Source organism: Qipengyuania sp. JB2-7 (genome assembly GCF_055693485.1).
Map to the genome: position 1 here is coordinate 870,114 of NZ_CM146335.1, position 24,155 is coordinate 894,268.

Below are 24,155 nucleotides of genomic sequence, written 5' to 3' on the forward strand. Positions count from 1 at the left end.
AAAATCGGCAGATTTAGACTGCTTGCAATTGCCCTTCGGCCACCACTGGCCCAGCATTGACGCCCTCAGGCTTTCCGCCAATCGGCTCGCGTGTCAGCACAAGGCCAGATCCATTACGAAACAGCTCCGCAACCTCTGGCGTAATGGCAACTTTCCGCTCTTCTCCCGGAACAACTACGCCGAGTGATTGCAATGGACCTTCGTCCGGCACGAGCCACAATTCATGATCGTGGACGCCATCGGCGGTCAGCCCGCTGGCTGATACCAACAGCTCTTCTTGTCCGGGCAGATACGTGACGGCAAGACGCAACGGCGTATCTGCAATCGGGATAGACGCGACCAGCGGTGCCTGCACTGGCGGCTCTACCATCTGCACTTCAGCAGGTGACAGGACGAGCAAGCTTAGTGCACCGACCGCCGCGACGGCAGATGCGCCCGCTGCCATTTGCCAATTGCGCAATCGCTGTCTTAGCGACACTAGATCGGCGACCTCTGGCGCGTCTTTGGCGATCTCGGCATGAACGCGCCGCCACACATCCGCAGGCGGGTTGATCGACTGCACTCCGTCAATCATCGGGGCGAGGCGGTTCTCCCAACTCTCCACCAATCCCGCAAGCTCTGGTTCCCGCGCTACGCGGGCGCGCATCATCAGAAGCTCCTCTCCCTCCAATAGGCCAAGCGCATACTCAGCGGCGAGGATCGCATCTGGGCGCGCATCGTCACTCATGGGTGTTTCGTCGCTCATGCTGGCGTCTCCAGACACTTGCGTAAGGCTTGCAAGCCGCGCCTGATCCAGCTCTTCATTGTGCCCAGCGGCACGTCTGCGCGCTCGGCCAACTCGGTGTATGTCGCCCCGTCAAAGAAAGCGGTGCGGATATTGTCGCGCTGATTATCCTGTAATGTCTCGATGCAGTGATGAATGCGCTCGCTACGCTCACTGTCAATCAGCAGTGCCTCGGCCAAGGGCGCCTTGTCGGGCAGTTCCATTGCTTCATCAACCGGCACCGCGCCCCTTCGCACTTTTCCCGTCCGCAAACGGTCAATCGCCCGGTTGCGCGCAAAGGTAGCAAGCCAGCTTATCGGGCTGGCCCGTTCCGGATCGAACCGATCCGCGCGTTTCCACAACGATACATATACGTCCTGCAATGCGTCCTCTGCTTCTTTGGTATCATTTAATATACGCAAGCAGATGCCAAAAAGTTTCGCCGAAGTTGCGCGATAAATCTGATCAAGCGCGGCCTCATCGCCCGCGGCCAGACGCTGCATTGCCGCCGTCAGTTCAGCGCGCGCCTGTGGATCGCCAGCAGCCACTAACCTGTGCCTCGGCAATCTCTGGGCGGGTATCCGTGGCCAGCGAAACAGCGTTGTTCAAGCATGGCGCTGAATTACCGAGGTTCAGACTGCTTTGACAAGCGGTTTGTCAAGCAATGTGGACGGTCAGGTTATTCATACACGCACTTATCCAGCCCATCGCGCCTGACAATATTGATCCGCGCTGAAATCGTGCTGCCATATCGGCGCAGCCAACCGCTGGGGTTGGCGACCGCACGTTTTTTGGGAAGGGGAAGAGCAGCGGCCATGCGCGCCGCCTCCAGCGGTGTCAGTGACGCCGCTGACTTGTCGAAATATCTTTCGGCACCCGCTTCTGCACCATAGGTCCCAATGCCGGTTTCCGCGACATTGAGATACACCTCCATGATCCGGCGTTTGCCCCAGATTTTCTCAATGAGAAAGGTGAACCACGCTTCAAAACCTTTGCGGACGTACCCGCCACCTTGCCACAGGAAGACGTTTTTTGCTGTTTGCTGGCTGATGGTGGAGCCGCCGCGTATACGCCCACCTTTCGCATTGTTTTCAATGGCTTTCTCGATGGCTTCTTGATCGAAGCCTTCGTGTGAACAGAACTTGCTATCTTCCGATGCGATCACCGCGCGGATCAGGTTGCGATCAATATCGGCCAGCGGCTCCCAATTCTTTGTGATCCCGTTCTCGTCCATCAGCATTGTCGCGGTGACGGGCACCGGCACGAATTTGAACAGCAAAGTTACGATGAGCGACAGGCCCACAAATCCCACGATCAGTTTGAACAGAAAGCGGGTGAAGATGCGGATCATAATGGGCAGATAGCATGGGGATCGCCCAGCGCAATTGTTCGGGCGCGACGAAGCTCGGTTTTGCTTTCGGCTTCCGCAAACAGGCCCCTCACCTCAGTTGTTCAATGCGTGCTTATGGGGGTGGAACCAGACGTTTGCTAGGTCGCTCTAACTGGTCTGTCTTAGTTGACGCGACACTTCTCGTTTTGCCACCCAATATAGCGTTGTACCAATGCCCAGCATAGCGACGGCGGATAGGCTCGCTCTAAACACGCCAACCACGCGATGTGATATCTTACTCGCTGTCGTCGACTTTCCCCAAAGCACTGCAATTTCTATGGTCCAGAGATCACGCGATCTCCGCGCGCAATGGGTGGGGACGTCTCGACAAGCTCTGCAGCTTCGTGTGCACGTGCTGGGAAACGAACAGCAACCAGAATAGCGCAGATCACGGCGAAAATTCCGGCAAGAATGAAGTACATCATCTCGGGGCGGCCCATCTCATCCGCCGCCACCGCAATAGCATTCCCAATCGGTCGTCCGACGTTCGATGCTGCCATGTAAAGCGTGAATTGTGTTGCTGCGACCGCCGGCTTGCACAGGCTCATTGCGATCGGAACTGTAGCTACCATGAGCAAGGTGCGCGATAGTTCCGCAGTCCAGAAGTAGGTGGTCAACAGCACGGGTTCGCCCCACCAGTCGCTCGACAGCGCGAATAGTAAGACGCCCGCAAAAGACACAATACCAAGCGACAGAGCAGCACGCTGCGCACCAATTTTCGCAACAGACCAGCCCCCAATTGTCAATGCAATCGCCCCACTTACAAATTGGGCTATCGCTATCGTGTTGGTATAGTCGGTCTGTGTCCATCCACCAATTCCGGTCGCAAGGTTTGGATGGTAGGCTTCGGACACGCCGGGCATTGTTGAGCTGCCAACAAGAATGACGAGAGCCAGAAGACTTAGAGGCGCGAGCATTGCCCTGCCACTTTGTGTCAAAAGTGGTTTCCACGCATCAATCTGCATCGCAATATTGCGCGCATGAGGCTCTCCTTCGGACCACGGGAAGCGCTTCTCACCAAGACGCTCTCTGATGAGAATGCCAAAGGCCATTACACACGCAACGACAGCGGCAGCCGCCAGATAACCGCCTGCTATTCCAAAATACGCGATGATCTGGCCGACAGCAAAAGTTGTGATGGAGATTCCAAGCGTTTGCGCGCCAAACATGATGCCAGCCGCCTTTGCACGTTCCTCCTCGGGCATAATGTCAACAGCAAGGCCGTCAATCGCAACGTCTTGAAAAGCTGTTCCCGCATTTCCCAGAAGAGCTAGAAGCGAGATCAACCAGATTTCACGTACTCCCGGCGATAGGGCTGCGCCCACCAATAGCACAATTACCATGATCGACTGCGCGCCAAGGATCCATGCACGCCTGCGCCCCATCGGCAAATAGGTGTATCGGTCCATTAGAAAGCCGACAAAGAACTTAAGCGTCCATGGCAGAATAGAGATGGCAACAATACCAGCGATAGCCGCAGTGGATGCGCCGTTTGCAGCTAGCCATGCGGGGACCGCATACACAAACAAGCCGATAGGAACGCCTTGAGAAAAGTAGAATAGTAATACGGTCAAAAGACGCAGCCGAGCGCTTTTCTCAAGTATCATATTCTGCCTACCATTTTTGGAAATTCTGCGACAGTCAGCCGGGTCGCAATGACTAACTGCCGCAGTCAGAAAACCAGCGTATTCAACGCATGGTTATCGATTTTCTGGCGTCCCTAGTCGCCGATCAACTTCACTTCGCGAAGCAGTGCCGTGCTCTGAATCTCACGGATGTCATTGTAGATTTTGAGCACGGTTTCATTGCCTTGATCGATGTTGGCTTTGCCGAATGCTTCAAGGAAATCCATGTAGCGCTGCTTGTTCGGCTCGAGCATTTCCCCGCTTGGGAAGGTGATCCGCAGGACCATGTTATAGTCATCCTTGTAAGGCACCGTGTAGATGGCGAAGCTGGATATTACGCCTTGTTCCTGCTGGATCTTATTGGCCGCGACCCACGTGCTCTTGAGACCTTCAACGTAGGTCTCTTCCTGCCCTTGCTCGACCTTGACGAAAGTAAGTTCTGTCACTTCCTCGGCAGGCTCCCAATTCTCATAAATTTCCATCTGTGCTGCTGCAGGAGCAGCCATTGAGAAAGCCAGCGCCATTGTGGCGGCAACGAATGTAGTTCCAAATTTCATGTGTGTTCCCCATTGTCGTGAGGCATTGGCCATCACTGAATAGAGGTTTAGTCATCGCGGAATAGCGCGCATCGTCCATTTGGAGGATAAGGGCAAAAAAGGTTCGGAGCCTCGCCCCCACAGCCTTTCTAGGAAATGCCAAGATCCTGCTTTAGCCATCTCAGAAACGCGCTAGGCTGCTGATGCTGCACAAAGTATCCGCTGTCGGGCAGCACATGCAGCTCCACGTGATCCAGCTGATCAGACCAGTACCGGGCAGCAGTCCATTGAACATTGCGATCATACTCGCCGATCACCAATCGGATCGGTACGGGTGCCTCTGTTAGCAAGTCGGTCCAGTCGTTAGCGTAAGCAATGTCGCCGTAGTTTCCCAAGTATCCCTGCTCACGGTGCACTGGCAGCCCAGCAATGATGAGTGGCAAAATCTCTGGCCTGCTCACCCATTCATAATCTCTGGGAGAGTCCCTGACGACGGCGGTCGCGAACGCTTCAGGCCCCTTGGACGTGACAAAAGCAAAACCCGCCTTGCACAGAAACCGCAAAGCCTGCGGGAAATGCAGCCGGGTCTTTGGTATGAGCAGATTGTAACCGTTTGTACCTTCGAGATCAGCATCACAGGTCGCGGGCAATATCGGGTTTGCAGCCGTAATGCTGGTTATGCGCTCTGGCATAAGCCGCGCTGCAGCAAGGCCGTGAACCAAGCCGGAGCGCAGGGTCATCAAAGCGACTTTATGAGCCCCGAGATGATCAAGCAGCTGCTCTATGTCCGGCGCGAAGGCAACCGGATCACTTGCCTCACCTTTATACAGAGTTGTTCGCCCAAAGCCTGGCCGCAATGGCGCAATTATCTGCAACCCCGCGCGGGTTGCAGCGGTGACCGCTTCCTTGAACCACGTGTCACCGAGGGCCTGATCATGGTAGAAAAGAACAATCCCTTTCCGTTTGTCTGGGTCCTCCACGCCAAAGACCGAATAATCGATTTGCCGACCATCGCTTAGTTTGAAGATGCGTCGCTGGCTCTCGCGCGGATAATGCGCGGTCTCAATCTCCGCCTGCAGACGGGCAGCGATCAAATTGCCATCATCCTGATCATGCATCAGCGCAAGGCCAATGACCATGCGAACACATTCGATTTGAGACGCTGTGTCAGTCTTTGAAAAAATCGCGCGCAGCTGGCTGCGAACCGTCGTGACCGAAGCCGTCCGCGACTTCGCAATCTCGTTTACCCTCTGGCCCGCTAACATAAGCCGGATGACTTCGATTTCCGCGAGCGTAAGATTGAACAGATCCTGCAAGATCGGGCCAAGATGCACGGGCCAGTAAATGTCGTTCGTCAGTATAATCGCGAGATGGCGATCCTCATTCTCATCATGGTGCCGCTCCAATGTTATCAGCAGGGGCTTCCCGGTCCGCTGATTCTGGAAACGGTGCACATTGTTGGGGGTGTTGCGGGCGCTTACTCCCGCGACGATACCGCTGATCAGCTTTTTCAAGGTGGCGCGATCAGTCTGCGACAAGGGCAAGTCTTCAGTTGTCGCGCGTGGGCTCAAATCATACAGGCTCCGCGCGGCGGGATTGGCCGCGACGATATTGCCGCCGCAATCCACCGCCAGCATCGCTTGCATCTTCGCGGCGAGGTAAGTGTCAAGCTCGCTTCTTGCTTCACTCCGCCAAGGTGTGACCTTATCGACTAGCAGTGATGCCTTGCCCCAGTGGTTACCGAAAGGCTGCGGCTTCGCATCGCCACCCTCATCTTGTAACAGCTCGAGCTTGCCCAGCAGCGACCGCATGAACGCATCATATTGGTCTGGCTCGGACACCAGATTGTAGAGGTTGTCGAGATCGAACTCTTTTTCTGCGCTGTCCGTTATCATTCCGCCCCCTCAGGGCATCACACGGTGTGCAGTCCCTACTCGACCAATAAGCGACAAATGATGAGAAGCAAATCGCGCCTTCAAAGCACCGAGTGGACGTGCATACATTTGATAAAGCAAGGTTCTGCCCCATTTCGGGACGGCTTCAGAATTCCAAACCAGCGCAGATTTGAGCCGCCGCCCCCGGAAAACCCATGCTCCAACGCATTGGACGCTGTGCCACTTGATCACAAAAAGGTCATTTTTTGCAGCGCATCCTTCAAATGGAGGATGCGCGTTTGGCCTGAATGGTTAAGCTCGCCGATGAGCACACTTTATCCATCCCAAATGAACGGAAAACTGGTCTATGAAAAAGATTTTACTCACTTCTGCAGCAGCAGCTCTATCGATGGCCGCTATAGTGCTTCCGGGCGCTGCGCAAGCAGCGATAGTCTTCGACATTGAACAAAATGGATCGGACGTAATCGGTACTGTCAGCGGTTCGTTGGATTTAACCGGCCTGACGTTTTTTCGCAGTGTTGCAAATTTTAACGGGGGGCTCTGAACTCTGTAGAAGCAGGGCGCGGCCTTTTTTTAGGCGCAGAAATTACAAAGGCACCGTCTGATATTTATCAAGGAATAGTAGGTCCATCGAATTGGGGAATGGGCCGTCGGCAAAATGGACAGTCATTCTCCGGTGACACGTTTGGCATAGTGGTAGATCAATCAGCTGTTTACCTTCCTGTCGGCTATATATCTAATTCTGCAATTGCATCGACTGCGACCTTTGCTGGTGCAACCATAGCGAGCCTGGGTCTCGATGTTGGTGTCTATTCCTACACCACGCCGAATGACACGATCACCGTGAACATCGGCCAGGCGGCGCTTGGTGCAGTTCCCGAACCTGCCACTTGGGCGTTTATGATCATTGGCTTTGGCGCAATCGGCGCGAGCCTGCGCAGCCGCAAGCAAAACGCCAAGCTTTCGGTAAGCTACAGCTAAGCGGCAATCTGATCTGGCTCATCATTTTGGGTCAGAAAAGCACAACAGGGTCAGCGTGGCGGGAGGTTTTCTCCTCGTTGCGCTGGCCTTTTGATTTGCACGGACGGTGCGCGGACGGCTTTGAGAGAACGCTGTTAGGAACGTCCGAAATTGGGTCGAGAGCGGAACGACTGCTTTCGCTGGGAGTAAGGGAGCGGAGGCCGACGGTCCGCCTTTCTCGTATCACCAACGTTATCGCCGAGACGCAAAGCAAAACGCCGGAGGTACCCCCCCCCGGCGCTTCGATGTTTCGGTTTTTAGTGCGTTGCTGGAACGCTTGTCGAGTTGAGCGTTACGCCGCCCCAGGCAGCAAACGCTCTCCGGCGATTGCCTTCATCGCCTTCTGCAGCTTCTCGAAAGCGCGCACTTCGATCTGACGAATACGCTCGCGAGAAACGCTATAGACCTGTGACAGCTCTTCCAATGTCTGCGGGTTTTCCGTCAGGCGACGCTCAGTCAGAATGTGCTGCTCACGCTCGTTGAGGCTGTCCATCGCCTCCACCAGCATGTCATGACGGACTTCTTTCTCTTCCGCATCAGCAACGGTTTCGTCCTGCAGCGGGCGATCGTCAGTCAGCCAGTCGAGCCATTCGCCCGCGCCTTCCTCGCCATTGCGCATCTGCGTGTTCAGCGAGCCATCACCGCCCATCATCATCCGGCGGTTCATGTTGACGACTTCCTGTTCCGGAACGCCAAGATCAGTTGCGATCTTGGTCACGTCATCGGGATGCAGGTCCGAATCCTCGTAAGCGTCGAGATTCTTCTTCATCCGGCGCAGGTTGAAGAACAGCTTCTTCTGCGCGGCGGTGGTGCCCATTTTAACGAGGCTCCACGAACGCAGGATATATTCCTGAATGCTCGCCTTGATCCACCACATTGCATAAGTGGCGAGGCGGAAGCCGCGATCGGGCTCAAACTTTTTCACGCCCTGCATCAGGCCAACATTCCCTTCCGAAATCAAATCGGACACGGGTAGGCCATAACCGCGATAGCCCATCGCGATCTTCGCAACGAGGCGCAGGTGACTGGTCACGAGCTGCGATGCAGCTTCGCCATCCTCATGCTCGGCATAGCGTTTAGCGAGCATATATTCCTGCTCAGGCTTGAGCATGGGGAATTTCTTGATTTCGGAAAGATAGCGGTTGAGGCTCTGCTCTCCGCCGAGCGTTGGAACGCTCAAAGCTTTGGTATTGGTCACGTTGTTCCTAACCTTTCTAGCGTCGACCTCACTCGCTCAGACCCCTGATGGGCATCCGTGCTTTTGGGCCACTGGGTTACATATAAACACACTTTCGGCACTTTGCAGCGCCTTTCATCGATATCAACGTACGGTTTCGTCGATTAGTTCCCGAATATCCGCCGGTAAATCGGCCTCAATACGTAGGGTTTCGCCTGTTGCAGGATGAGTAAATCCCAGTTCGACCGCGTGCAGCGCTTGTCGCTGGAAATTCAGTGACTTAAGCAGTGATGCAAGCTGTTTTGGAGGCCGCCCGTATGTTGGATCCCCTAATAGCGGATGGCCGATTGACGCACAGTGAACGCGTACCTGATGGGTGCGTACCGGTTTCGAGGCGACATTCTATTAAAGAACAATGCTTTAGGCGCTTTTTTGTCTCAAAATGGGTCACTGCATGCTTGCCGCGCGTGGAGCCGGGCGGGAGCACTGCCATTTTCTTGCGATCCCGGTCACTGCGACCGATCTCGCCCCTCGATTCGGCCAGAAGTGGGATTGGGATGCCCGGCGCAAATCGCCAGATAGCGGCGGTGGATCGAATGGTCGGCGAATTGTGCTGCGAGACCTTCATGCGCCTGATCCGTCTTCGCAACAACGAGCAGGCCAGAGGTGTCTTTGTCGATCCGGTGGACAATGCCGGGCCGCTCAACCCCGTTTATGCCGGACAACTCACCCTTGCAGTGATGCAGCAACGCATTGACCAGCGTACCATCTTGATTGCCAGCGGCGGGGTGGACGACCATGCCCGCAGGCTTGTTCACGATGATCAGATGCTCATCTTCATAGGCGATTTCGACGGGGATGTCCTGCGGCTCGAGATCCAGCGGCTTTGCGGGCGGAAAGTCGATCCGAAACGGAGCGCCCATATCGACTTTGCTGCTGGGCGAAGTCGCTTTCCGGTCATTCACTAGTACCGCTGATTCCGCGATCAGCGCCTTGATCCGCTCGCGCGATAATCCGCTCGCTTGCGCCAGCGCCTTGTCGAGGCGGTACCGGCGAGAGGCAACGTTCCTTCGATGACATCTGTATCGTTCACAGCTATCGCCATGCGCGATGCAGATCGAGGTGACAAGCACAGTGCTATCCGCGTTGCGGGAAGAAGCGGTGAACGCGCAGCCCTTTGAATGCTGCGGAATCCTGTTGGGGGAGGGCAATCGAATTGTGGAGAGTACTCCTGCGGCCAATGTTCATGCGACCCCGGAAACGCATTTCGAGATCGATCCGCAGGCGCTGATCGACGCGCACCGGGCTGCGCGCGATGGAGGGTCTGAAGTGCTTGGCTATTATCATTCGCATCCGAACGGACTGGCTGCCCCGTCTCAAACGGATGAGCGTATGGCAGGCAATGATGGATCGATCTGGGCGATAATAGCCGACCGCGAAGTCACTTTTTGGCGCGTGACGAAAAAAGGGCGGAACCGTTTCCGGCCCGCCCCTTTTTCAATTTCTGCTTAAATTCAAGCGAAGTCGTAGCTGACTTTTGGCTTGTTTGCGCGGCGCATGCTCGCACCGATTGCGCCGAAGCCGAGAATCATCAGCAGCCATGTACCAGGTTCTGGAACCGCGCCGCCCATGCCGACACGGAATGCGGTGGCAACATCACAGCAATTCAAATTGGTGCGGAATGTCGAACTGCCGAACGTGCCTCCTGCGTTTTGGTTGCCGGTGAGGAAATTGAAGTCGCCCACCTCATTTGCGGTAAAGTCTACCGCATATTGACCACCGTTGCTGGACGTAGCGCCAACCGAATAGGTGATGCCCGTGTTGAACGTGAAGCTCAGCATGTCGCTCCACTTATATTCCAGCCCATCATCAGCGAAGCTTTGGATCGAAGACGTGAAAAGGTTAGCGCCGGTATCCGCATCAAAGATCAAGAACTGCATGTCAGAGTCGCCGTTCAGGTCGACCAGCATGCCGATTTGAGAGATGGTGACAGCATTATCAACGGTCAGGCGACCAAATGGCGCACTGCCCGAACTTCTGCCCGTATTGAAAGCTCGTGGGTCATCTTCGTCGAAATGGAAGATATCGGCTGCCATTGCCGGTGTTGAGGCCAGCCCGAGGGCCAGTGCGCTCGAAACCAATGTCACATATTTCATATCGTCACCCTGTCTACTAATGGATTTCGGCTTTTGCCGGATTGCGCCCCGGTGTTTGAAGCCCGATAATACCCCCGGCGATCATGGTCAACAAGTCCCTAATAGCATTAGATTTTCGTCCCAAAAATGGACAGTTGGGGTAAGCGCGGGCGCTATCGTCACCTGCGCATTGAGTGGGCTGAGACGTTACGGTCTAGTCCAACTCCATCGGCGAGCGGGGAAACATGGATTCTCACGGCTTCACTATCGCGAGGTAGATGGGTAGTACCATGCCAAACCGAATTTACATCCCCTTCGCGCCCGGTTGGGTGCAGATAATGAGGCAGCCATGACTGACCAATCCTCCGTAGATCTAGCCGCGATGCTGTGTTCGCGCCTGTGCCATGATATGTTGTCGCCGGTGGGCGCGATGGCAAACGGCCTGGAATTGCTCGCTACCGAGACCGATCCGGACATGCGTGCCAATTGCATCGAGTTGTTGGAACAGAGCGCCACGATCAGCACCAACAAACTCAAATTTTTCCGCCTCGCTTTTGGCGCTGCGGGCGGCTTTGGAGAACATGTTCCGGTCGAAGAGCCAAAAGAACTGATTGATGCGCTGGCATCGGACAAGTCGAATATCACTATCAATTGGGCTTTGGCAGAAAGCTCACTTTCGAAACCAGCGGTTAAGGTGATGCTCAATTTCGCGCAGATCGCGCTTGATACGCTGGTGCGCGGCGGGACAATCGATGTCGGTGCCGAGTTGCGCGATGGCGCGCACGAGCTGGTTATCCGCGCGAGCGGTGACAAGATTGCCTTTGATGAAGTGATCGGCGCAGCGCTTGATGGCTCGCTAGACCAGTCTGAACTATCCAGCCGTACAGCGGCGGCGCACATGCTGTTCCTGCTGGCGGAACAATGCGGTGGCGGCTTGCAATATGCGCTGACCGAAGAGGCGCTGGTGCTTGGTGCGGTACTGCCTCAGCCAGAGGGCATGATCGGTTGAGCGAAACAGGCGAAGAAACGGGCGGCGACGGATCGCAGCCCGTACATCATCGCGGCGAGTTGGTTCATCGCGAGCTGTCCTCGCCCAACCAGAATGAGCGCAAGCTGCCCATTTCCATGGTGGTGGTGCATTACACCGAAATGGAAAATCAGCAGGTGGCGATTGAACGCTTGTGTGACACAGAAGCGCAGGTATCCGCGCATTACATAATTAGCCGAGAGGGCGAAGTTGTCCGCTTGGTGCCTGAGCAAAAGCGGGCCTGGCATGCCGGGCTGTCGATGTGGCGCGGTATCAAGGATGTGAACTCCGCAAGTATTGGGATCGAGCTTGATCATCCCGGTCATGGTCTGGGTTATGGCCCATTTCCGGACGTGCAGATCGAGGCGCTGATCCCATTGCTGGCTGCGATCAGAGACGACCACAATATTCCGCGCGCCAATGTTGTTGGGCACTCAGACATAGCGCCAGCGCGCAAAACTGATCCTGGCGAGCTGTTTCCGTGGGAGAGGCTGGCAGATTTGGAGCTTTGTCTGGGCACGCCAAAGATTGAGCTGGGTGATCCGTTCGGCAATGATGGCGCGTTTTATCTGGCGTTGGAACGATTTGGTTACGACATTACCGATGGTCGCAAGGCAGTTGAGGCGTTTCAGCGACGCTGGCGACCGCGCAAGATCGACGGCGAAGTTGATGGCGAAATTCGTGCGATCCTTTTCCAGCTTTTGCTTGATCGCGACCGGGGTGCTTCGCGTTAAACCTTGTTTCTAAAACGTGGTTTTCCCCACTCAGAATTGCAATATCGGCAAGATCGCGCATGATCCGCCCCGAGGCGTGCCGAATGGCGCGCGAAGTGGAGGGGTTGGATATGTTTCGTAAGCTATCTGCAGAAATGATCGGCACATTCTGGTTGGTCTTCGGAGGCTGTGGCTCTGCCGTTTTAGCAGCTGCGTTTCCTGAACTTGGGATTGGTTTTGTCGGCGTCTCGATGGCGTTTGGCCTCACCGTACTGACCATGGCCTATGCGGTGGGCGGAATTTCTGGCGGGCATTTCAATCCTGCCGTTTCGCTGGGTCTCGCGCTAGGCGGGCGTTTTTCTTGGGGAGAGCTGATCCCGTATTGGATCGCACAAGTCGTGGGCGCTTTTATCGCAGCGGGATGTTTGTTCGTGATTGCTTCGGGTGTCGACGGTTGGACACCGGGTGGCTTCGCTTCGAACGGATATGGTGATTTGTCGCCGGGCGGTTTTTCAATGCAGGCCGCGTTGTTGATTGAAGTGATCCTGACCGCAGTGTTCCTGATCGTGATACTCGGCTCGACATCACCCAAGGTGCCCGGTGGTTTTGCACCAATTTCGATCGGCCTTAGCGCTTACGCTCATCCACCTGATATCGATCCCGGTTACCAACACTTCGGTAAATCCAGCACGCTCGACAAGCGTGGCATTTTATGCGGAAACAGGGGCCGTCGGCCAGCTCTGGCTGTTCTGGGTCGCGCCGCTAATTGGTGCGGCGATCGGTGCGATGATTTGGCGATTCCTGTTGTCGCCGGATGATACGCTTGAGGATATTGGCGGCGAGGGCGAGTAATCGCACCGAGTGCAATGTGATGAATTGGTGCGGGCGGCTTCCCAAGCGAGGCCGCCCGTTCTATATGGTGGATTGTCAGGAGGCTGGGCAGCCGCGTCCTTCGACAGGCTCAGGATGAGCGGGTTGATTGGACGAGGAAAGTCCGGGCTCCACGAAACAAGGGTGGCGGGTAACGCCCGCCGGCCCCGGACCTGATCCGGGGTCAGGGAAAGTGCCACAGAGAGTATACCGCCGATGGCCCGCGCTCCTTTCGAGGAATTGGGGGCACAGGCAAGGGTGAAAGGGTGCGGTAAAGGCGCACCGGGGCTTTGGTAACAACGCCCGCATGGCAAACCCCACCCGGAGCAAGGCCGAATAGGGGCAGCGCGTCGGTTTCGGCTCGGCCAATGTGTTTCGCATTGAGCGTAAGCTGCGACTGCCCGGGTTGGCTGCTTGAGCTGCGGAGCAATCCGTAGCCTAGATGAATGGTTGCCCCTGTGGCGCTGGTCCTTTTAGATACCGGCCACGGGACAGAACCCGGCTTACAGGCCTCCTGGCATTACCCCTTTGGGCATCACATCGCGGACCACATCCCGACGCCGTCATCGCCGCGTGCAATATGTCCTCGCGCTCCGATTGGACTGGGCTGGCCAGCAGTTAGGTGGGCGATCATCTCTACGTCTTCGGCAGGTACGATGGCCAGCGTCCGGGCACCCTTGGGCGTCATTGCGACTATGGTACCCATACGGACGCTACTGTCGCGTTTGTAATGGACCGTGTAGGTTTCGATTGTTGCAGGGCCAGAATAGCTTTCATCAAGCGGCGGCACTGGTCCGCGCTTTTTGTCGGCTTCAGCCTGATAATCGAAATCTTGCGGGAATTGCGCGTTCAGCGGCTCAGCCGAAATCAGGATCGTGTGGTTGTGCGTGGCGTACCCGCCATTTGCAAATAGCAGGCCCTTGCCGCCGGTATCACGCAGCGCGTCGACCATGCTTGCGACCGCATGGCTCATGTAATTTCCGATCGGCCCTCCGCCAAAGGTGAGGCCACCGAAGACGCTCATCGGCTTGTCCAGTGGCCAATCCAGCACGCGGCGCGCCATTTTGGGCACGCAGGGGAAGCACGAATAAAGCTCCACATGGGCGAGGTCCGTCGTCGCGACGTCGTTCAATTTCATCGTTCGGCTGATTGATGTCTCAAGACTAACTGAGCCATCATAGCTGGCCCGCGCCAGAAAATTTGCATCCTCATGCGCAGCCGCGCCATAGCCGACATAGATCAGCTTTTCGTCTGGCACACCGCGCCTTCGCGCCTCAGCAAGGCTGGTAACGATAAAACCTGCGCCCTGATTGACGCTGGAATTGGCGACTTGCAGCTTGGTATATGGGAAGGCGATTGGTCGGTTGCTGTCAGACGCTGTCACGACCTCTTTTGACGTCACCGGTTCTCGAATCCATGCATTTTCGTTGGTGGCTGCAACCTTAGAGAAACCCGCCCAGGTTGCACCGCTTTCCGCCTGCGCCTCAGCAAACGATTGCGCGCGTTTGTGACGCAGGGCATTCTCATAGAGCGGATAAACATCCACGGGGACCATCAGGCCATGGATAGGGCCGAAACCCTGACGTTTGCGATGAGGGGCATCGCGTAAGGCATTTGGCTTGTCACCCGACTTTGCTTTCTTGGCCGCCGCAAGCTTCGCCGCAGTCCGCAATGCCTCCGCGCCGACCACTGCGCAGACTGCCGCCTCGCCCGCACCAATCCGATTGGCCGCTTCATGCAGCAACCGGATCGGGCTGTCGCCATTGGGCATGGCGGTTTGCTCGCGATGCGCCGGATCAATACCCAATAATTTTGCAAGCGCGCCATCTACTGGGTTGAGGTGCGGCCATGCCAGCTGGCTCACCACGGCCAGACTGTCACAATCTTTCAACCACTCACCGCCAGCATCATCATCTGCTCGGCGCAATGCCGCCTCCATCAGCTCGATTGGATCCAGGCCATCCGCCGGATTCTCCGGACGGTCATTGATTTGACCGACCCCGACAATGACGGGGATCCGCTCTACGTTGACTGACATTGCCTATTTGCTCCCTTGCGCGCTGCGTATGGCCCAGATACCCGTTGCAAAACGCAACACAAGATTCTGTTTTGGGAGAGAACCGCAATGAAAACCGCCATCACCGAAATGTTCGGCATCCAGCACCCAATTATTCAGGGCGGCATGCACTATGTTGGTTTTGCAGAAATGGCGGCGGCGGTCTCTAACGCAGGCGGGCTCGGGATCATCACCGGACTGACGCAGGGCACGCCGGAAAAGCTCGCCAATGAAATCGCACGTTGCAAGGATATGACGGATAAGCCGTTTGGTGTGAACATCACCCTGTTGCCCACGCTAACCCCGCCAGATTATCCGGGCCTGATCGCTGAAATCGTCAAAGCCGGTGTGCCAGTTGTTGAGACCGCTGGCCGCAATCCCAGCCAGCTGCTCGGCCCGTTGCAGGATGCGGGGATCAAGGTGATCCACAAATGCACCAGCGTGCGTCACTCGCTTAAAGCGCAGGAGATCGGCTGTGATGCGGTGTCGGTCGATGGTTTCGAATGCGGCGGTCACCCAGGTGAGGACGACATACCCAATATGATCTTGTTGCCGCGCGCCGCGGACGAGCTGGACATTCCCTTCGTATCCTCTGGCGGTATGGCCGATGGCCGCAGCCTCGTGGCCAGCCTCGCCATGGGGGCAGAAGGCATGAATATGGGCACTCGCTTTATCGCGACGAAAGAGGCGCCAGTTCACGACAATGTGAAAGCCGCCATTGTCGCCGCAAGTGAGCTTGACACACGGCTGGTCATGCGCCCCCTGCGCAATACGGAGCGCGTGCTGAACAACGAAGCGGTCGAACGCCTGCTGGAAAAGGAAAAAGCGCTCGGTGATGAGTTGAAGTTTGAAGACATTATCGAAGAGGTCGCCGGTGTTTATCCGTCAATCATGATGGAAGGCGATATGGATAAGGGCGCGTGGAGTTGTGGCATGGTGGCAGGCCTCATCAATGACATCCCGACATGTCAGGAACTGATCGACCGGATCATGGGTGAGGCAGAAACGCTTATCAATGATCGCTTGGCGCGGCTTCAGGCCGCCTAAGCCCCACGCTCAAACTGACGACTTTTTTAGGATTTGTTGATGCTCAATACCGCTACTCGTTTCGCCTATAATGAAGACCACGACATGTTCCGGGACTCGGTTCGCAAAGTGCTGGCCGAGCACATGGAACCGTACCTTGAGCAGCACGAGGAAGAGGGCATTGTACCACGCGAGGCGTGGAAAGCACTGGGCGAGGCTGGCATGCTGTGCCCGACCGTTGCCGAAGAAAATGGCGGCCTTGGCCTCGATTTCGGGTTTAACTGCGTGCTCGCCGAGGAACTCGCTTACCTAGGCACGTCTGCCGGTTTCACTCTGCAAAATGACATTACGGTCAATTATTTTGAACGTTTGGGCAGCCCAGAACAGAAGGAGAAATACCTTCCTGGCATGATCTCGGGCGATATCATCACAGCGATTGCGATGACGGAGCCGGGCGCGGGCAGTGACTTACAAGGCATCCGCACCACGGCGGTCGAAGATGGCAACCACCTCGTGATCAACGGCTCCAAGACATATATCACTAACGGCCAGAACGCCGATGTGGTGATCGTGGTTGCGAAAACCGATCCGACAATGGGCGCGAAGGGAACATCGCTGATCCTGGTGGATGCGGATACGCCGGGTTTTGAAAAGGGGCGCAATCTCGACAAGATCGGGCAGCATTCTGCGGACACTTCCGAGCTGTTCTTCTCCGACGTACGTGTGCCCAAGACCAATATTCTGGGCGGTGAGAATGCGGGTTTCATCCACTTGATGGAGGAGCTGCCGCAAGAGCGACTGAGCATCGCCGTGTCGGCTCAGGGCGGGGCGCAGCGGGCGTTTGATGAAGCGGTGAAATTCACCAAGGATCGCAAAGCCTTCGGCAAGACAGTGTTCGAGTTCCAGAATACGAAGTTTACGCTGGCCGACCTGGCGGCGAAATTGCAGGTGGGGTGGGCGCACCTTGATTGGGCGATCAAGCGGCACCTTGCTGGCGAATTGACCACTGGCGAGGCGTCCTCCGCCAAACTCTGGCACACCGAGATGCAGTGGGAGATGGTCGATGCTGCCCTCCAACTGCATGGCGGCGCGGGTTATATGAACGAATATGCGATTGCGCGTCTGTGGCGTGATGCGCGGGTTCAGCGCATTTATGGCGGCACGTCCGAGATCATGAAAGAAGTGATCAGCCGCGCAATTTGAGGAGCGTACGCACTATGTCAGACCCACTCGACTTTACCGGTAAGCGCATCCTTGTGATCGGTGGATCGGGTGGCATCGGCAATGGCATAGCTCAGGCATTTCGCCGGCATGGCGGCGAGGTGATCGTGACGGGCACGCGCCCAGACCCCAGCGACTACCGCGACACTGGCGACAGCGATTTCGACGGGCTGAACTATCATCAGCTTGATGTGACGGACCGCGCTGCAGTCGATGCTTCGCCTGATGTGATGCGCGAACCGGACGTGCTGATCCAATGTCAGGGTCTGGTGCGCTATGGGCGTGAAGAGTTCGCCCAAAAGGGCTGGAATGATGTTGTCGATGTGAACCTCAATTCCGTAATGGATATCGCGCGGGCTTACCATTCAGCCTTGGCCGATACCGGCGGCAGCATGATCGTAATTTCCTCCATTGCAGCCTTTAACGCAGTGATCGGCAACCCGGCCTATGCCGCGTCCAAGGCGGGCGCTGCGAGCCTTGTGAAGACGCTCGGCGTCGCATGGGCACGCGATGGCATCCGCGTGAACGGCATTGCGCCGGGCCTCGTGCCGACCAAGATGACGTCCGTGATGACCGATCATCCAGAACGGTTGGAAACGATGCTTAGTGGAATTCCGTTGCGACGACCTGGGACGCCTGAAGACATGGCGGGCGCGGCGCTGTTTCTCGCATCGCCACTTGCAAGCTATATTACCGGACAGACAATCACCGTTGATGGCGGATTGACGCTATCGTGAAGATCAAGCCGCGATTGGTGCGCCACTTCCACCTGTAATGATGGCCTCTTTGCGGAATTAACCATGCGAGCGGCAAATCGGCGGTGCCGCGGCAGAATGATGACCGAAAGCCCAACATTTCATCGGTCTGCCGCTTTCTACAAGCGGCGGGACGTTTCCGTACTTGCTATGGTTAATATGAGGTTGTTAACCACTCCGTCACTCCTGTGTCATAAAACGCGGCATAGCAGGTTCTGATGGAGGGCTTTTGGGTGGTACAGCGAAGAAGGCTAATGCAATTGGTTAACGCCATCTTTGCGTCTGCCGCTGTGTGTCTGGCTCTACCCGCCCATGCCGACGTGATGCAGATCGAAGATAACGGCGCGCGCTGGGTGGCGGGCGGTGTCGCTGCTGTTGCACCCGTGGCATTGGACGATGCGCAACTGGATATGTCAGCGAGCTATCCGATTATGTCTGATCCGACGCGCACCGCGCAGGGTGTTCCGGTCGAGTATCGCGCGAAGGTTGCCGAACTCTCGTCACGGTTTGATCTTTCGCCCTCGCTGATTGAGGCGCTGGTCTGGCAGGAAAGCCGGTGGCGTCCCAACGCTGTTTCGCATGCTGGCGCGCGTGGTCTGGCGCAACTTATGCCAGGAACTGCCCGTGACCTGGGTGTGAACCCTGATGATCCATTCGCCAATCTGGAAGGCGGCGCGCGTTATCTTCGCGAGCAACTCGACCGCTTCGATGGCGACCTCGAAAAAGCACTCGCTGCGTACAATGCCGGGCCGGGCCGCGTGATCCGCGCTGGTGGCATTCCGCGTATCCGCGAGACACAACTTTACGTTGCGGCTATCATGGGCCGCCTGGCTGACCATTCTCGGGAGTAATCCAAGTTGAAGCGTATTCTTTCTTTGTCTGCAATATCTGCACTTTTGATGACGCCAAGCGCCGCTCTGGCACAGACCGCTGATCCAGCTGGCTCTGGTCCAATTGTCGCTGCACTCGGTTGGTTGCAGGGCACGCTGCTGGGCAATGTTGCAACAGCTGTCGCGGTTATGGCTGTCGCAGCGGTCGGTTTCATGATGCTGACCGGTCGCCTCAACTGGCGTTTTGGTGCGACCGTAATCATCGGCACCTTCATCCTGTTTGGTGCGGCATCTATCGTTGCCGGTATCCAAGGAGCGGTAGGCTGACGCCATGAACCAGCTGGTCCGCCATCCCGTTCACCGTGCATTGACCCGCCCGCAAATGTTTGCGGGCGTTACGTATAATTTCTTCATCATCAATGCGATGCTGACGACGGAATTGTTTCTTGTCACGGGCAGTTGGTGGGCGTTGCTGGCTGCGGTCGTCATTCATGCCGTCGGATATTTCGCGTGTCTACGTGAGCCGCGCATTTTCGACCTCTGGATTACCAAGGTTTCTCGTTGCCCACGGGTCAAAAATTACAACCGTTGGGGCTGCAATTCCTACGCAGCCTGAGCGGTTCGCCCTGAAGGAGGGCAAGTGATATGAGCAAATGGATCGGCCATGCAGCCTGGAGCGCGAAGGAAGCGCGCGCCGGCGATCGCCTGCCATATTTGCGTATGCTGGATCAGCATACTTTGTTGATGCGCGACGGTAGCATCATGACCGCGCTGCAAGTGCCTGGTCTGCTGTTTGAGACGGAAGATAGCGATGCGCTGAATGCTCATGCAGCGACGCGCGAGGTCATGCTGCGCTCGACCCTGGACGCGCGTTTCGTGCTGTTCCACCATGTCATCCGCCGCCGGGTAGAGGTTGAGCTTGACGCCGAGTTCCCTGATCCGTTGAGCCGTCATATCGACGCACGTTGGAAAGAGCGACTGGGTTCCGGCTCACTGTTTATAAACGACCAGTTTATCACTCTGATCCGTCGTCCCGCGCGTGGCAAAGCAGGGTGGGCAGAGCGGATTAGCAAGGCATGGAGCCGCAAAGGTCGCGAGATCGTTGACGCGGATCCAAAAGATGTTCGCGCGCTGAAAGCTGCGGCCACGGGTTTGGTCGCTGCATTGCAGCCTTATGGCGCGCAGCTGCTGGGCGATTATGAGGCGCCGCAGGGGCACACGAATAGCGAGATGCTGGAGCTGCTCTCAGCGCTCTACAATGGTGAGATGCGCCCGGTGCGCAAACCCGATGACGAAACCGATATTGGGCACATGATCCCGTATCGCCGTGTCAGCTTTGGCCTGGATGCCATGGAGCAACGCGGCGCAGGACAGCCGGATTTTGCCTCGATCCTCGGGCTAAAAGACTATCCCGAAGCGACCAGCCCCGGCCTGCTCGATGGCTTGCTGCGGCTGCCCTATGAAATGATCGTCAGCGAGAGCTATGCACCCGCCGAGCGTCAGACTGCGCGCGAGCGGATGGATTTGTCGATCCGCCGTTTGAAGTCGGTACCGATGAAGAGGCGATGGCTGAACGTGCCGATATGCTTGCGGCGCGCGATGCACTGGGCAACGGTGCGGTCAGCTTTGGCGATCATCACCTGACTGTGATGGTGCGCGAACGCGATCTGGAGCGGCTTGATGACGCGACAGCCGCGTGTGCAGCGGCGCTTGCGGATACAGGCGCGATTGCTGTGCGCGAAGATACCAATCTTGAGCCTGCATTCTGGGGCCAGTTCCCCGGCAACGAGGCCTATCTGGTCCGCCGCGCGATGATCTCAACCGCCAATATGGCGAGCTTTGGTAGCTTCCATGGTTTTGCGCTTGGTAGCGCGGAAAACAATCACTGGGGCGATGCGGTCACGCTACTCGAAACGACCAGCGCGACGCCGTTTTTCTTCAACTTCCACAATGGCGATCTCGGCAATTTTTCCGTTATCGGCCCATCGGGCTCCGGTAAAACGGTGGTGATGAATTTCCTCGCCGCACAGGCGCAGAAGTTTTCCCCGCGCACTGTTTTGTTTGACAAGGATCGCGGCGCGGAGCTGTTCATTCGTGGTATCGGTGGGCGCTATGATGCGATCCGGGCGGGCGAGCCAACCGGCTTTAACCCGATGGCGCTGGAAGACAGCCCGGCGAACCGCGCGTTCTTGCGCGAATGGCTGGGCGCTCTCTTGAACGCCGAAGGTCCGGAAGAAGAGGCGACCATCGCACAAGCGGTCGATGCAGCCTATGCCAACGACTCATCGCTGCGTCGTCTGCGCCATTTCCGCGAATTGCTGTCTGGCTCTCGCCGCCCACAACCTGGCGATCTGGCAGACCGCCTGAGCGCATGGATCGGTGAAGGCGAACATGGCTGGCTGTTCGACAATGAAGTCGACCAGCTCGATATGAATGCCCGCGTGTTGGGTTTTGACATGACGGCACTGCTCGAAAACCCGCGCCTGCGCACGCCAACCATGATGTATCTGTTCCACCGCATTGATGAGCGGCTGGACGGCAAGCCGACCATAATCCTGATCGATGAGGGGTGGAAGGCGCTCGATGATGAAGTCTTCGCCGCACGCATTCGCGATTGGCTGAAGACTTTGCGGAAACGCAATGCGCTGGTCGGCTTTGCGACGCAAAGCGCCTGCGATGCTTTGGAAAGCCGGATTTCCACCGCTCTGGTTGAACAGACCGCGACGATGATCTTCATGCCCAATAGCCGCGCGCGGCCAGAGGATTATTGCGATGGCTTTGGCTTGACCCAGCATGAGCTGGCACTCATTCGCACGCTGCCCGCGCATTCACGCTGCTTCCTGGTACGTCAACCCGATGCGAGTGTGGTGGTCCGGCTCGACCTTTCTGGTGCACCTGAAGTTCTCACGATCCTGTCGGGCCGCGAGAGCGCGGTTCGTCAGCTCGATAATATCCGCAGCGCCGTGGGTGACGCCCCGGCAGACTGGTATCCGCAGTTGACTGGTACAGCGTGGCCGGGCGGAACGCAGTTTGAAGACGCAGCAGACGCGACTGACCACGCATTGAAGATGGCGGTCGAATGATCGCTGTTGCGCCTCCACCAGCTGCGTCATCAACCTTGGCGCAATGCCAACAGGCCGCTGAGCAAGTTGGCAATGGTGTTGCCGCCGCGCTGCGTGCGGTCGATTGCGCAGCAAGCGAGGTAACCGCGACGGCTTTCGGGCGGCTATTCGCGCCGGGCGGACAGCTAGCAACTGTGCTGGTCATCATCCTGACGCTTTATGTGGCGTTTTTCGGCATTCAGCTACTGACAGGGCGCGGCAGCCTCGGTGTTCGCTCGCTCACGCCGCGTATGCTCACGGTCGGTCTGGTGCTGACTTTTGCGACCAGCTGGGTCGCGTATCAAAGCGTTGTCTGGAATCTGGCGATTGGTGCGCCGGATTATCTTGCGACCATGCTGACGGGTGATCAAGGGTCAGCAACGCAAACCTTCGCGCAGAAAATCGACATTGTTTTTGTGGCTATTCAAGAAGCGAGCGGGCCTCAGCGCGACTTTGGCGCATTCTCGCCAGAGGGGCTGATGTGGCTCGGCGCTTTGCTGTTTATGCTCGGTACGGTCGGTTTGCTGGTAACAGCTAAGGTAGCGCTGGCATTGCTCGTGGCACTCGGCCCGCTGTTCGTGATTATGGCGCTGTTCAAGGGCACACGCGGGATGTTCGCTGGCTGGCTCAAGGGCGTAGTTCTGTTGGCTCTGGCACCGATGTTTGCGGTGCTCGGTGGCGGCCTGATGCTCGAACTCGCCGTGCCTATCCTTGCTTCGCTGGTGGCAACGCCCGGCCAAGTCGATCCGCAGGCAGCCATGGCATTCTTCATGATCGGCGCGGTCCATGTTGCGTTGATGATCATGGTACTGAAAGTTGCGACCACAATGGTGAGTGGTTGGACCGTCTTTGGGTTGGTTGATGCCGATGAAAGCCCACGCGACCGGACAGTTCCAGCCATGCAAGCGCCAGCTTCACCCGCAGTTACGCATGCTCAGCAGGCGACTGCAGCCGCGCAAGCCGCACGGCGTATCGATGTATCTGCACCCGCAGTTGCTGCGGCGGCGGCCAACGATGCAGGCGGCGCTGCCGTTGGCTCGGCTTCCAGCAGCACAGTTCGCACAACCAAAGTTTATGCCAGCGCTTCAGATGGAGGTCAGGTAAAGCCGCTTAGCGACCGGCCATCACGCGCAAGCGGGATTGGCAGCCGGTTCAAAGCCGCCTCTGCATCAAAGTCTATAGGCGCTTCGGCACGTTCAACGGAGAAAGTAAAATGATCCGAGTGGCCTTCCCCACTCTCCTGGCCCGTTCGGGCGCAATCGTTCCAGCACTGGTTCTGGCTGCAACCCCCTTGGCTGCGCAAGATTCCCGCCTGATCGAGATACCATATGATCCAGCAAGCGTTGTCCTGATTGAAGGACGCGTGAAGGTTCAGGCGACTATTCGCTTTGAGGACAGCGAGCGGATTGAGAACGTCGCGATTGGCGATTCACAGGCTTGGCAGGTCACGCCCAATAAGCAGGCTAATCTGCTGTTTGTGAAGCCGCTACAACCGCGTGCAGCAACCAATATGACGGTTGTGACCAGCAAGCGGACTTACCTGTTCGATCTAGTCGCTCGCCCAAATTCCAAGCCAGTCTATGTCGTGAATTTCAGCTATCCTGATGAGCCGGACGAAGCGCCGCAAATGGCGGACGCTCGTACCAATCTTGAAAAAGAGGCATCTACGGATGGGTTGGCGGTTCTTGACCCCACACAGCTCAATTTTGAATGGTCATCCGATGGCGATGAAGACCTGCTGCCAGCGCGTATTTTTGATGATGGCGAGGCGACATTCATGACTTGGCCGACTGGTGAGCCTGTCCCGGCCATTCTTGTCACTGATGCCGAAGGCGTCGAAGGCCCGGTCAACTTTGTTGTGCGCGGTGAAACGATCGTGGTCGAGGGTGTGCCCCGCCAGATTATTCTGCGCTCCGGCAAGGAAAGCGTAGAGCTCAACAATAATGGTCCGGTTCGCCCGGCCAAACTTGAGAGCGTGGACCCCTCGCTCGCAGCAGCGGAGATGCGATAATGCG

At 56.9% G+C, this 24,155-nt stretch carries 22 protein-coding genes, 1 other RNA gene and 3 pseudogenes; 16 read left to right on the forward strand and 10 right to left on the reverse strand.

Going from position 1 to position 24,155, the window contains the following annotated elements:
• Nucleotides 1–13: 13 nt before the first annotated feature.
• From ACZ1GM_RS04215 to ACZ1GM_RS04240, 6 genes are all read right to left on the reverse strand, one after another.
• The gene (locus tag ACZ1GM_RS04215) at nucleotides 14–745 is read right to left on the reverse strand and encodes an anti-sigma factor (protein WP_472677902.1); all 732 of its coding nucleotides are present in this window, start codon (nucleotides 743–745) and stop codon (nucleotides 14–16) included.
• On the reverse strand, nucleotides 742–1,266 hold the full coding sequence (locus tag ACZ1GM_RS04220; protein ID WP_472678496.1) for a sigma-70 family RNA polymerase sigma factor: 525 nt from the start codon (nucleotides 1,264–1,266) through the stop codon (nucleotides 742–744). The genes ACZ1GM_RS04215 and ACZ1GM_RS04220 overlap by 4 nt, the downstream gene beginning before the upstream one ends.
• A 176-nt stretch (nucleotides 1,267–1,442) precedes the next feature.
• Nucleotides 1,443–2,114, reverse strand: a complete 672-nt coding sequence (gene mtgA, locus ACZ1GM_RS04225) for a monofunctional biosynthetic peptidoglycan transglycosylase (RefSeq protein ID WP_472677903.1) — start codon at nucleotides 2,112–2,114, stop codon at nucleotides 1,443–1,445.
• A 314-nt stretch (nucleotides 2,115–2,428) separates the two neighbouring features.
• Complete coding sequence (locus ACZ1GM_RS04230; protein WP_472677904.1) at nucleotides 2,429–3,760, reverse strand: MFS transporter; 1,332 nt, start codon at nucleotides 3,758–3,760, stop codon at nucleotides 2,429–2,431.
• A 113-nt stretch (nucleotides 3,761–3,873) separates the two neighbouring features.
• Nucleotides 3,874–4,335 (reverse strand): hypothetical protein, encoded by a 462-nt coding sequence (locus ACZ1GM_RS04235; RefSeq protein WP_472677905.1) that lies wholly within the window; start codon nucleotides 4,333–4,335, stop codon nucleotides 3,874–3,876.
• Nucleotides 4,336–4,463: 128 nt separating this feature from the next.
• On the reverse strand, nucleotides 4,464–6,209 hold the full coding sequence (locus tag ACZ1GM_RS04240) for a bifunctional helix-turn-helix transcriptional regulator/alpha/beta hydrolase (RefSeq protein ID WP_472677906.1): 1,746 nt from the start codon (nucleotides 6,207–6,209) through the stop codon (nucleotides 4,464–4,466).
• Between the two features lie 346 nt (nucleotides 6,210–6,555).
• Between ACZ1GM_RS04240 and ACZ1GM_RS04245 the strand changes: the two genes are divergently transcribed.
• Together ACZ1GM_RS04245 and ACZ1GM_RS04250 are read left to right on the forward strand one after the other, a co-directional pair.
• Nucleotides 6,556–6,753, forward strand: coding sequence for a hypothetical protein (locus tag ACZ1GM_RS04245; protein ID WP_472677907.1), 198 nt, complete (start codon nucleotides 6,556–6,558; stop codon nucleotides 6,751–6,753).
• A 98-nt stretch (nucleotides 6,754–6,851) separates the two neighbouring features.
• Entirely contained in the window at nucleotides 6,852–7,190 is a 339-nt protein-coding gene (locus tag ACZ1GM_RS04250) for a PEPxxWA-CTERM sorting domain-containing protein (protein WP_472677908.1), read from the forward strand.
• Nucleotides 7,191–7,521: 331 nt separating this feature from the next.
• Here the strand turns inward: ACZ1GM_RS04250 and rpoH are convergent, their stop codons facing one another.
• Complete coding sequence (gene rpoH / locus ACZ1GM_RS04255; protein ID WP_472678497.1) at nucleotides 7,522–8,409, reverse strand: RNA polymerase sigma factor RpoH; 888 nt, start codon at nucleotides 8,407–8,409, stop codon at nucleotides 7,522–7,524.
• Between the two features lie 141 nt (nucleotides 8,410–8,550).
• Nucleotides 8,551–9,511 (reverse strand): annotated as a pseudogene (locus tag ACZ1GM_RS04260) (RluA family pseudouridine synthase).
• Between the two features lie 17 nt (nucleotides 9,512–9,528).
• Between ACZ1GM_RS04260 and ACZ1GM_RS04265 the strand changes: the two are divergent.
• Nucleotides 9,529–9,918: a M67 family metallopeptidase gene (locus tag ACZ1GM_RS04265; protein WP_472677909.1), complete on the forward strand. Its 390-nt coding sequence runs from the start codon at nucleotides 9,529–9,531 to the stop codon at nucleotides 9,916–9,918.
• 2 nt (nucleotides 9,919–9,920) lie between these two features.
• Here ACZ1GM_RS04265 and ACZ1GM_RS04270 read toward each other — a convergent pair whose 3' ends face one another.
• Nucleotides 9,921–10,562 (reverse strand): PEPxxWA-CTERM sorting domain-containing protein, encoded by a 642-nt coding sequence (locus ACZ1GM_RS04270; RefSeq protein WP_472677910.1) that lies wholly within the window; start codon nucleotides 10,560–10,562, stop codon nucleotides 9,921–9,923.
• 328 nt (nucleotides 10,563–10,890) lie between these two features.
• Between ACZ1GM_RS04270 and ACZ1GM_RS04275 the strand changes: the two genes are divergently transcribed.
• The 4 genes and pseudogenes from ACZ1GM_RS04275 (at nucleotide 10,891) to rnpB (ending at nucleotide 13,673) form a co-directional block, all read left to right on the forward strand.
• Nucleotides 10,891–11,550 (forward strand): histidine phosphotransferase family protein, encoded by a 660-nt coding sequence (locus tag ACZ1GM_RS04275; RefSeq protein WP_472677911.1) that lies wholly within the window; start codon nucleotides 10,891–10,893, stop codon nucleotides 11,548–11,550.
• Between the two features lie 116 nt (nucleotides 11,551–11,666).
• Nucleotides 11,667–12,302, forward strand: coding sequence for an N-acetylmuramoyl-L-alanine amidase (locus ACZ1GM_RS04280; protein ID WP_472678498.1), 636 nt, complete (start codon nucleotides 11,667–11,669; stop codon nucleotides 12,300–12,302).
• Nucleotides 12,303–12,412: 110 nt separating this feature from the next.
• Nucleotides 12,413–13,133, forward strand: a pseudogene (gene aqpZ / locus ACZ1GM_RS04285) (aquaporin Z).
• 75 nt (nucleotides 13,134–13,208) lie between these two features.
• An RNA gene (gene rnpB, locus ACZ1GM_RS04290) (RNase P RNA component class A) lies at nucleotides 13,209–13,673 on the forward strand.
• A gap of 13 nt (nucleotides 13,674–13,686) precedes the next feature.
• Here rnpB and ACZ1GM_RS04295 read toward each other — a convergent pair.
• Nucleotides 13,687–15,189 (reverse strand): acetyl-CoA acetyltransferase, encoded by a 1,503-nt coding sequence (locus ACZ1GM_RS04295; protein WP_472677912.1) that lies wholly within the window; start codon nucleotides 15,187–15,189, stop codon nucleotides 13,687–13,689.
• Nucleotides 15,190–15,276: 87 nt separating this feature from the next.
• On the opposite strand from ACZ1GM_RS04295, the gene ACZ1GM_RS04300 reads away from it, so the two are divergent.
• From ACZ1GM_RS04300 to ACZ1GM_RS04340, 9 genes and pseudogenes are all read left to right on the forward strand, one after another.
• Nucleotides 15,277–16,254, forward strand: coding sequence for an NAD(P)H-dependent flavin oxidoreductase (locus tag ACZ1GM_RS04300; RefSeq protein WP_472677913.1), 978 nt, complete (start codon nucleotides 15,277–15,279; stop codon nucleotides 16,252–16,254).
• Between the two features lie 39 nt (nucleotides 16,255–16,293).
• Complete coding sequence (locus ACZ1GM_RS04305) at nucleotides 16,294–17,436, forward strand: acyl-CoA dehydrogenase family protein (protein WP_472677914.1); 1,143 nt, start codon at nucleotides 16,294–16,296, stop codon at nucleotides 17,434–17,436.
• Nucleotides 17,437–17,450: 14 nt separating this feature from the next.
• A complete protein-coding gene (locus tag ACZ1GM_RS04310; RefSeq protein ID WP_472677915.1) occupies nucleotides 17,451–18,191 on the forward strand; it encodes an SDR family NAD(P)-dependent oxidoreductase in 741 nt (246 codons plus the stop codon).
• Nucleotides 18,192–18,463: 272 nt separating this feature from the next.
• On the forward strand, nucleotides 18,464–19,060 hold the full coding sequence (locus ACZ1GM_RS04315; RefSeq protein WP_472677916.1) for a lytic transglycosylase domain-containing protein: 597 nt from the start codon (nucleotides 18,464–18,466) through the stop codon (nucleotides 19,058–19,060).
• A 15-nt stretch (nucleotides 19,061–19,075) separates the two neighbouring features.
• Nucleotides 19,076–19,366: a TrbC/VirB2 family protein gene (locus ACZ1GM_RS04320; RefSeq protein WP_472678500.1), complete on the forward strand. Its 291-nt coding sequence runs from the start codon at nucleotides 19,076–19,078 to the stop codon at nucleotides 19,364–19,366.
• Between the two features lie 4 nt (nucleotides 19,367–19,370).
• Nucleotides 19,371–19,655 carry a VirB3 family type IV secretion system protein gene (locus ACZ1GM_RS04325; protein ID WP_472677917.1) on the forward strand — a complete coding sequence of 95 codons (285 nt, stop codon included), beginning with the start codon at nucleotides 19,371–19,373 and terminating at the stop codon, nucleotides 19,653–19,655.
• Between the two features lie 29 nt (nucleotides 19,656–19,684).
• Nucleotides 19,685–22,122: pseudogene (locus tag ACZ1GM_RS04330) on the forward strand (VirB4 family type IV secretion/conjugal transfer ATPase).
• Complete coding sequence (locus ACZ1GM_RS04335; protein WP_472677918.1) at nucleotides 22,119–23,357, forward strand: TrbL/VirB6 family protein; 1,239 nt, start codon at nucleotides 22,119–22,121, stop codon at nucleotides 23,355–23,357. The pseudogene ACZ1GM_RS04330 and the gene ACZ1GM_RS04335 overlap by 4 nt, the downstream one beginning before the upstream one ends.
• A complete protein-coding gene (locus ACZ1GM_RS04340; protein ID WP_472677919.1) occupies nucleotides 23,354–24,151 on the forward strand; it encodes a TrbG/VirB9 family P-type conjugative transfer protein in 798 nt (265 codons plus the stop codon). Before ACZ1GM_RS04335 ends, ACZ1GM_RS04340 begins: the two co-directional genes overlap by 4 nt.
• Nucleotides 24,152–24,155: the final 4 nt, after the last annotated feature.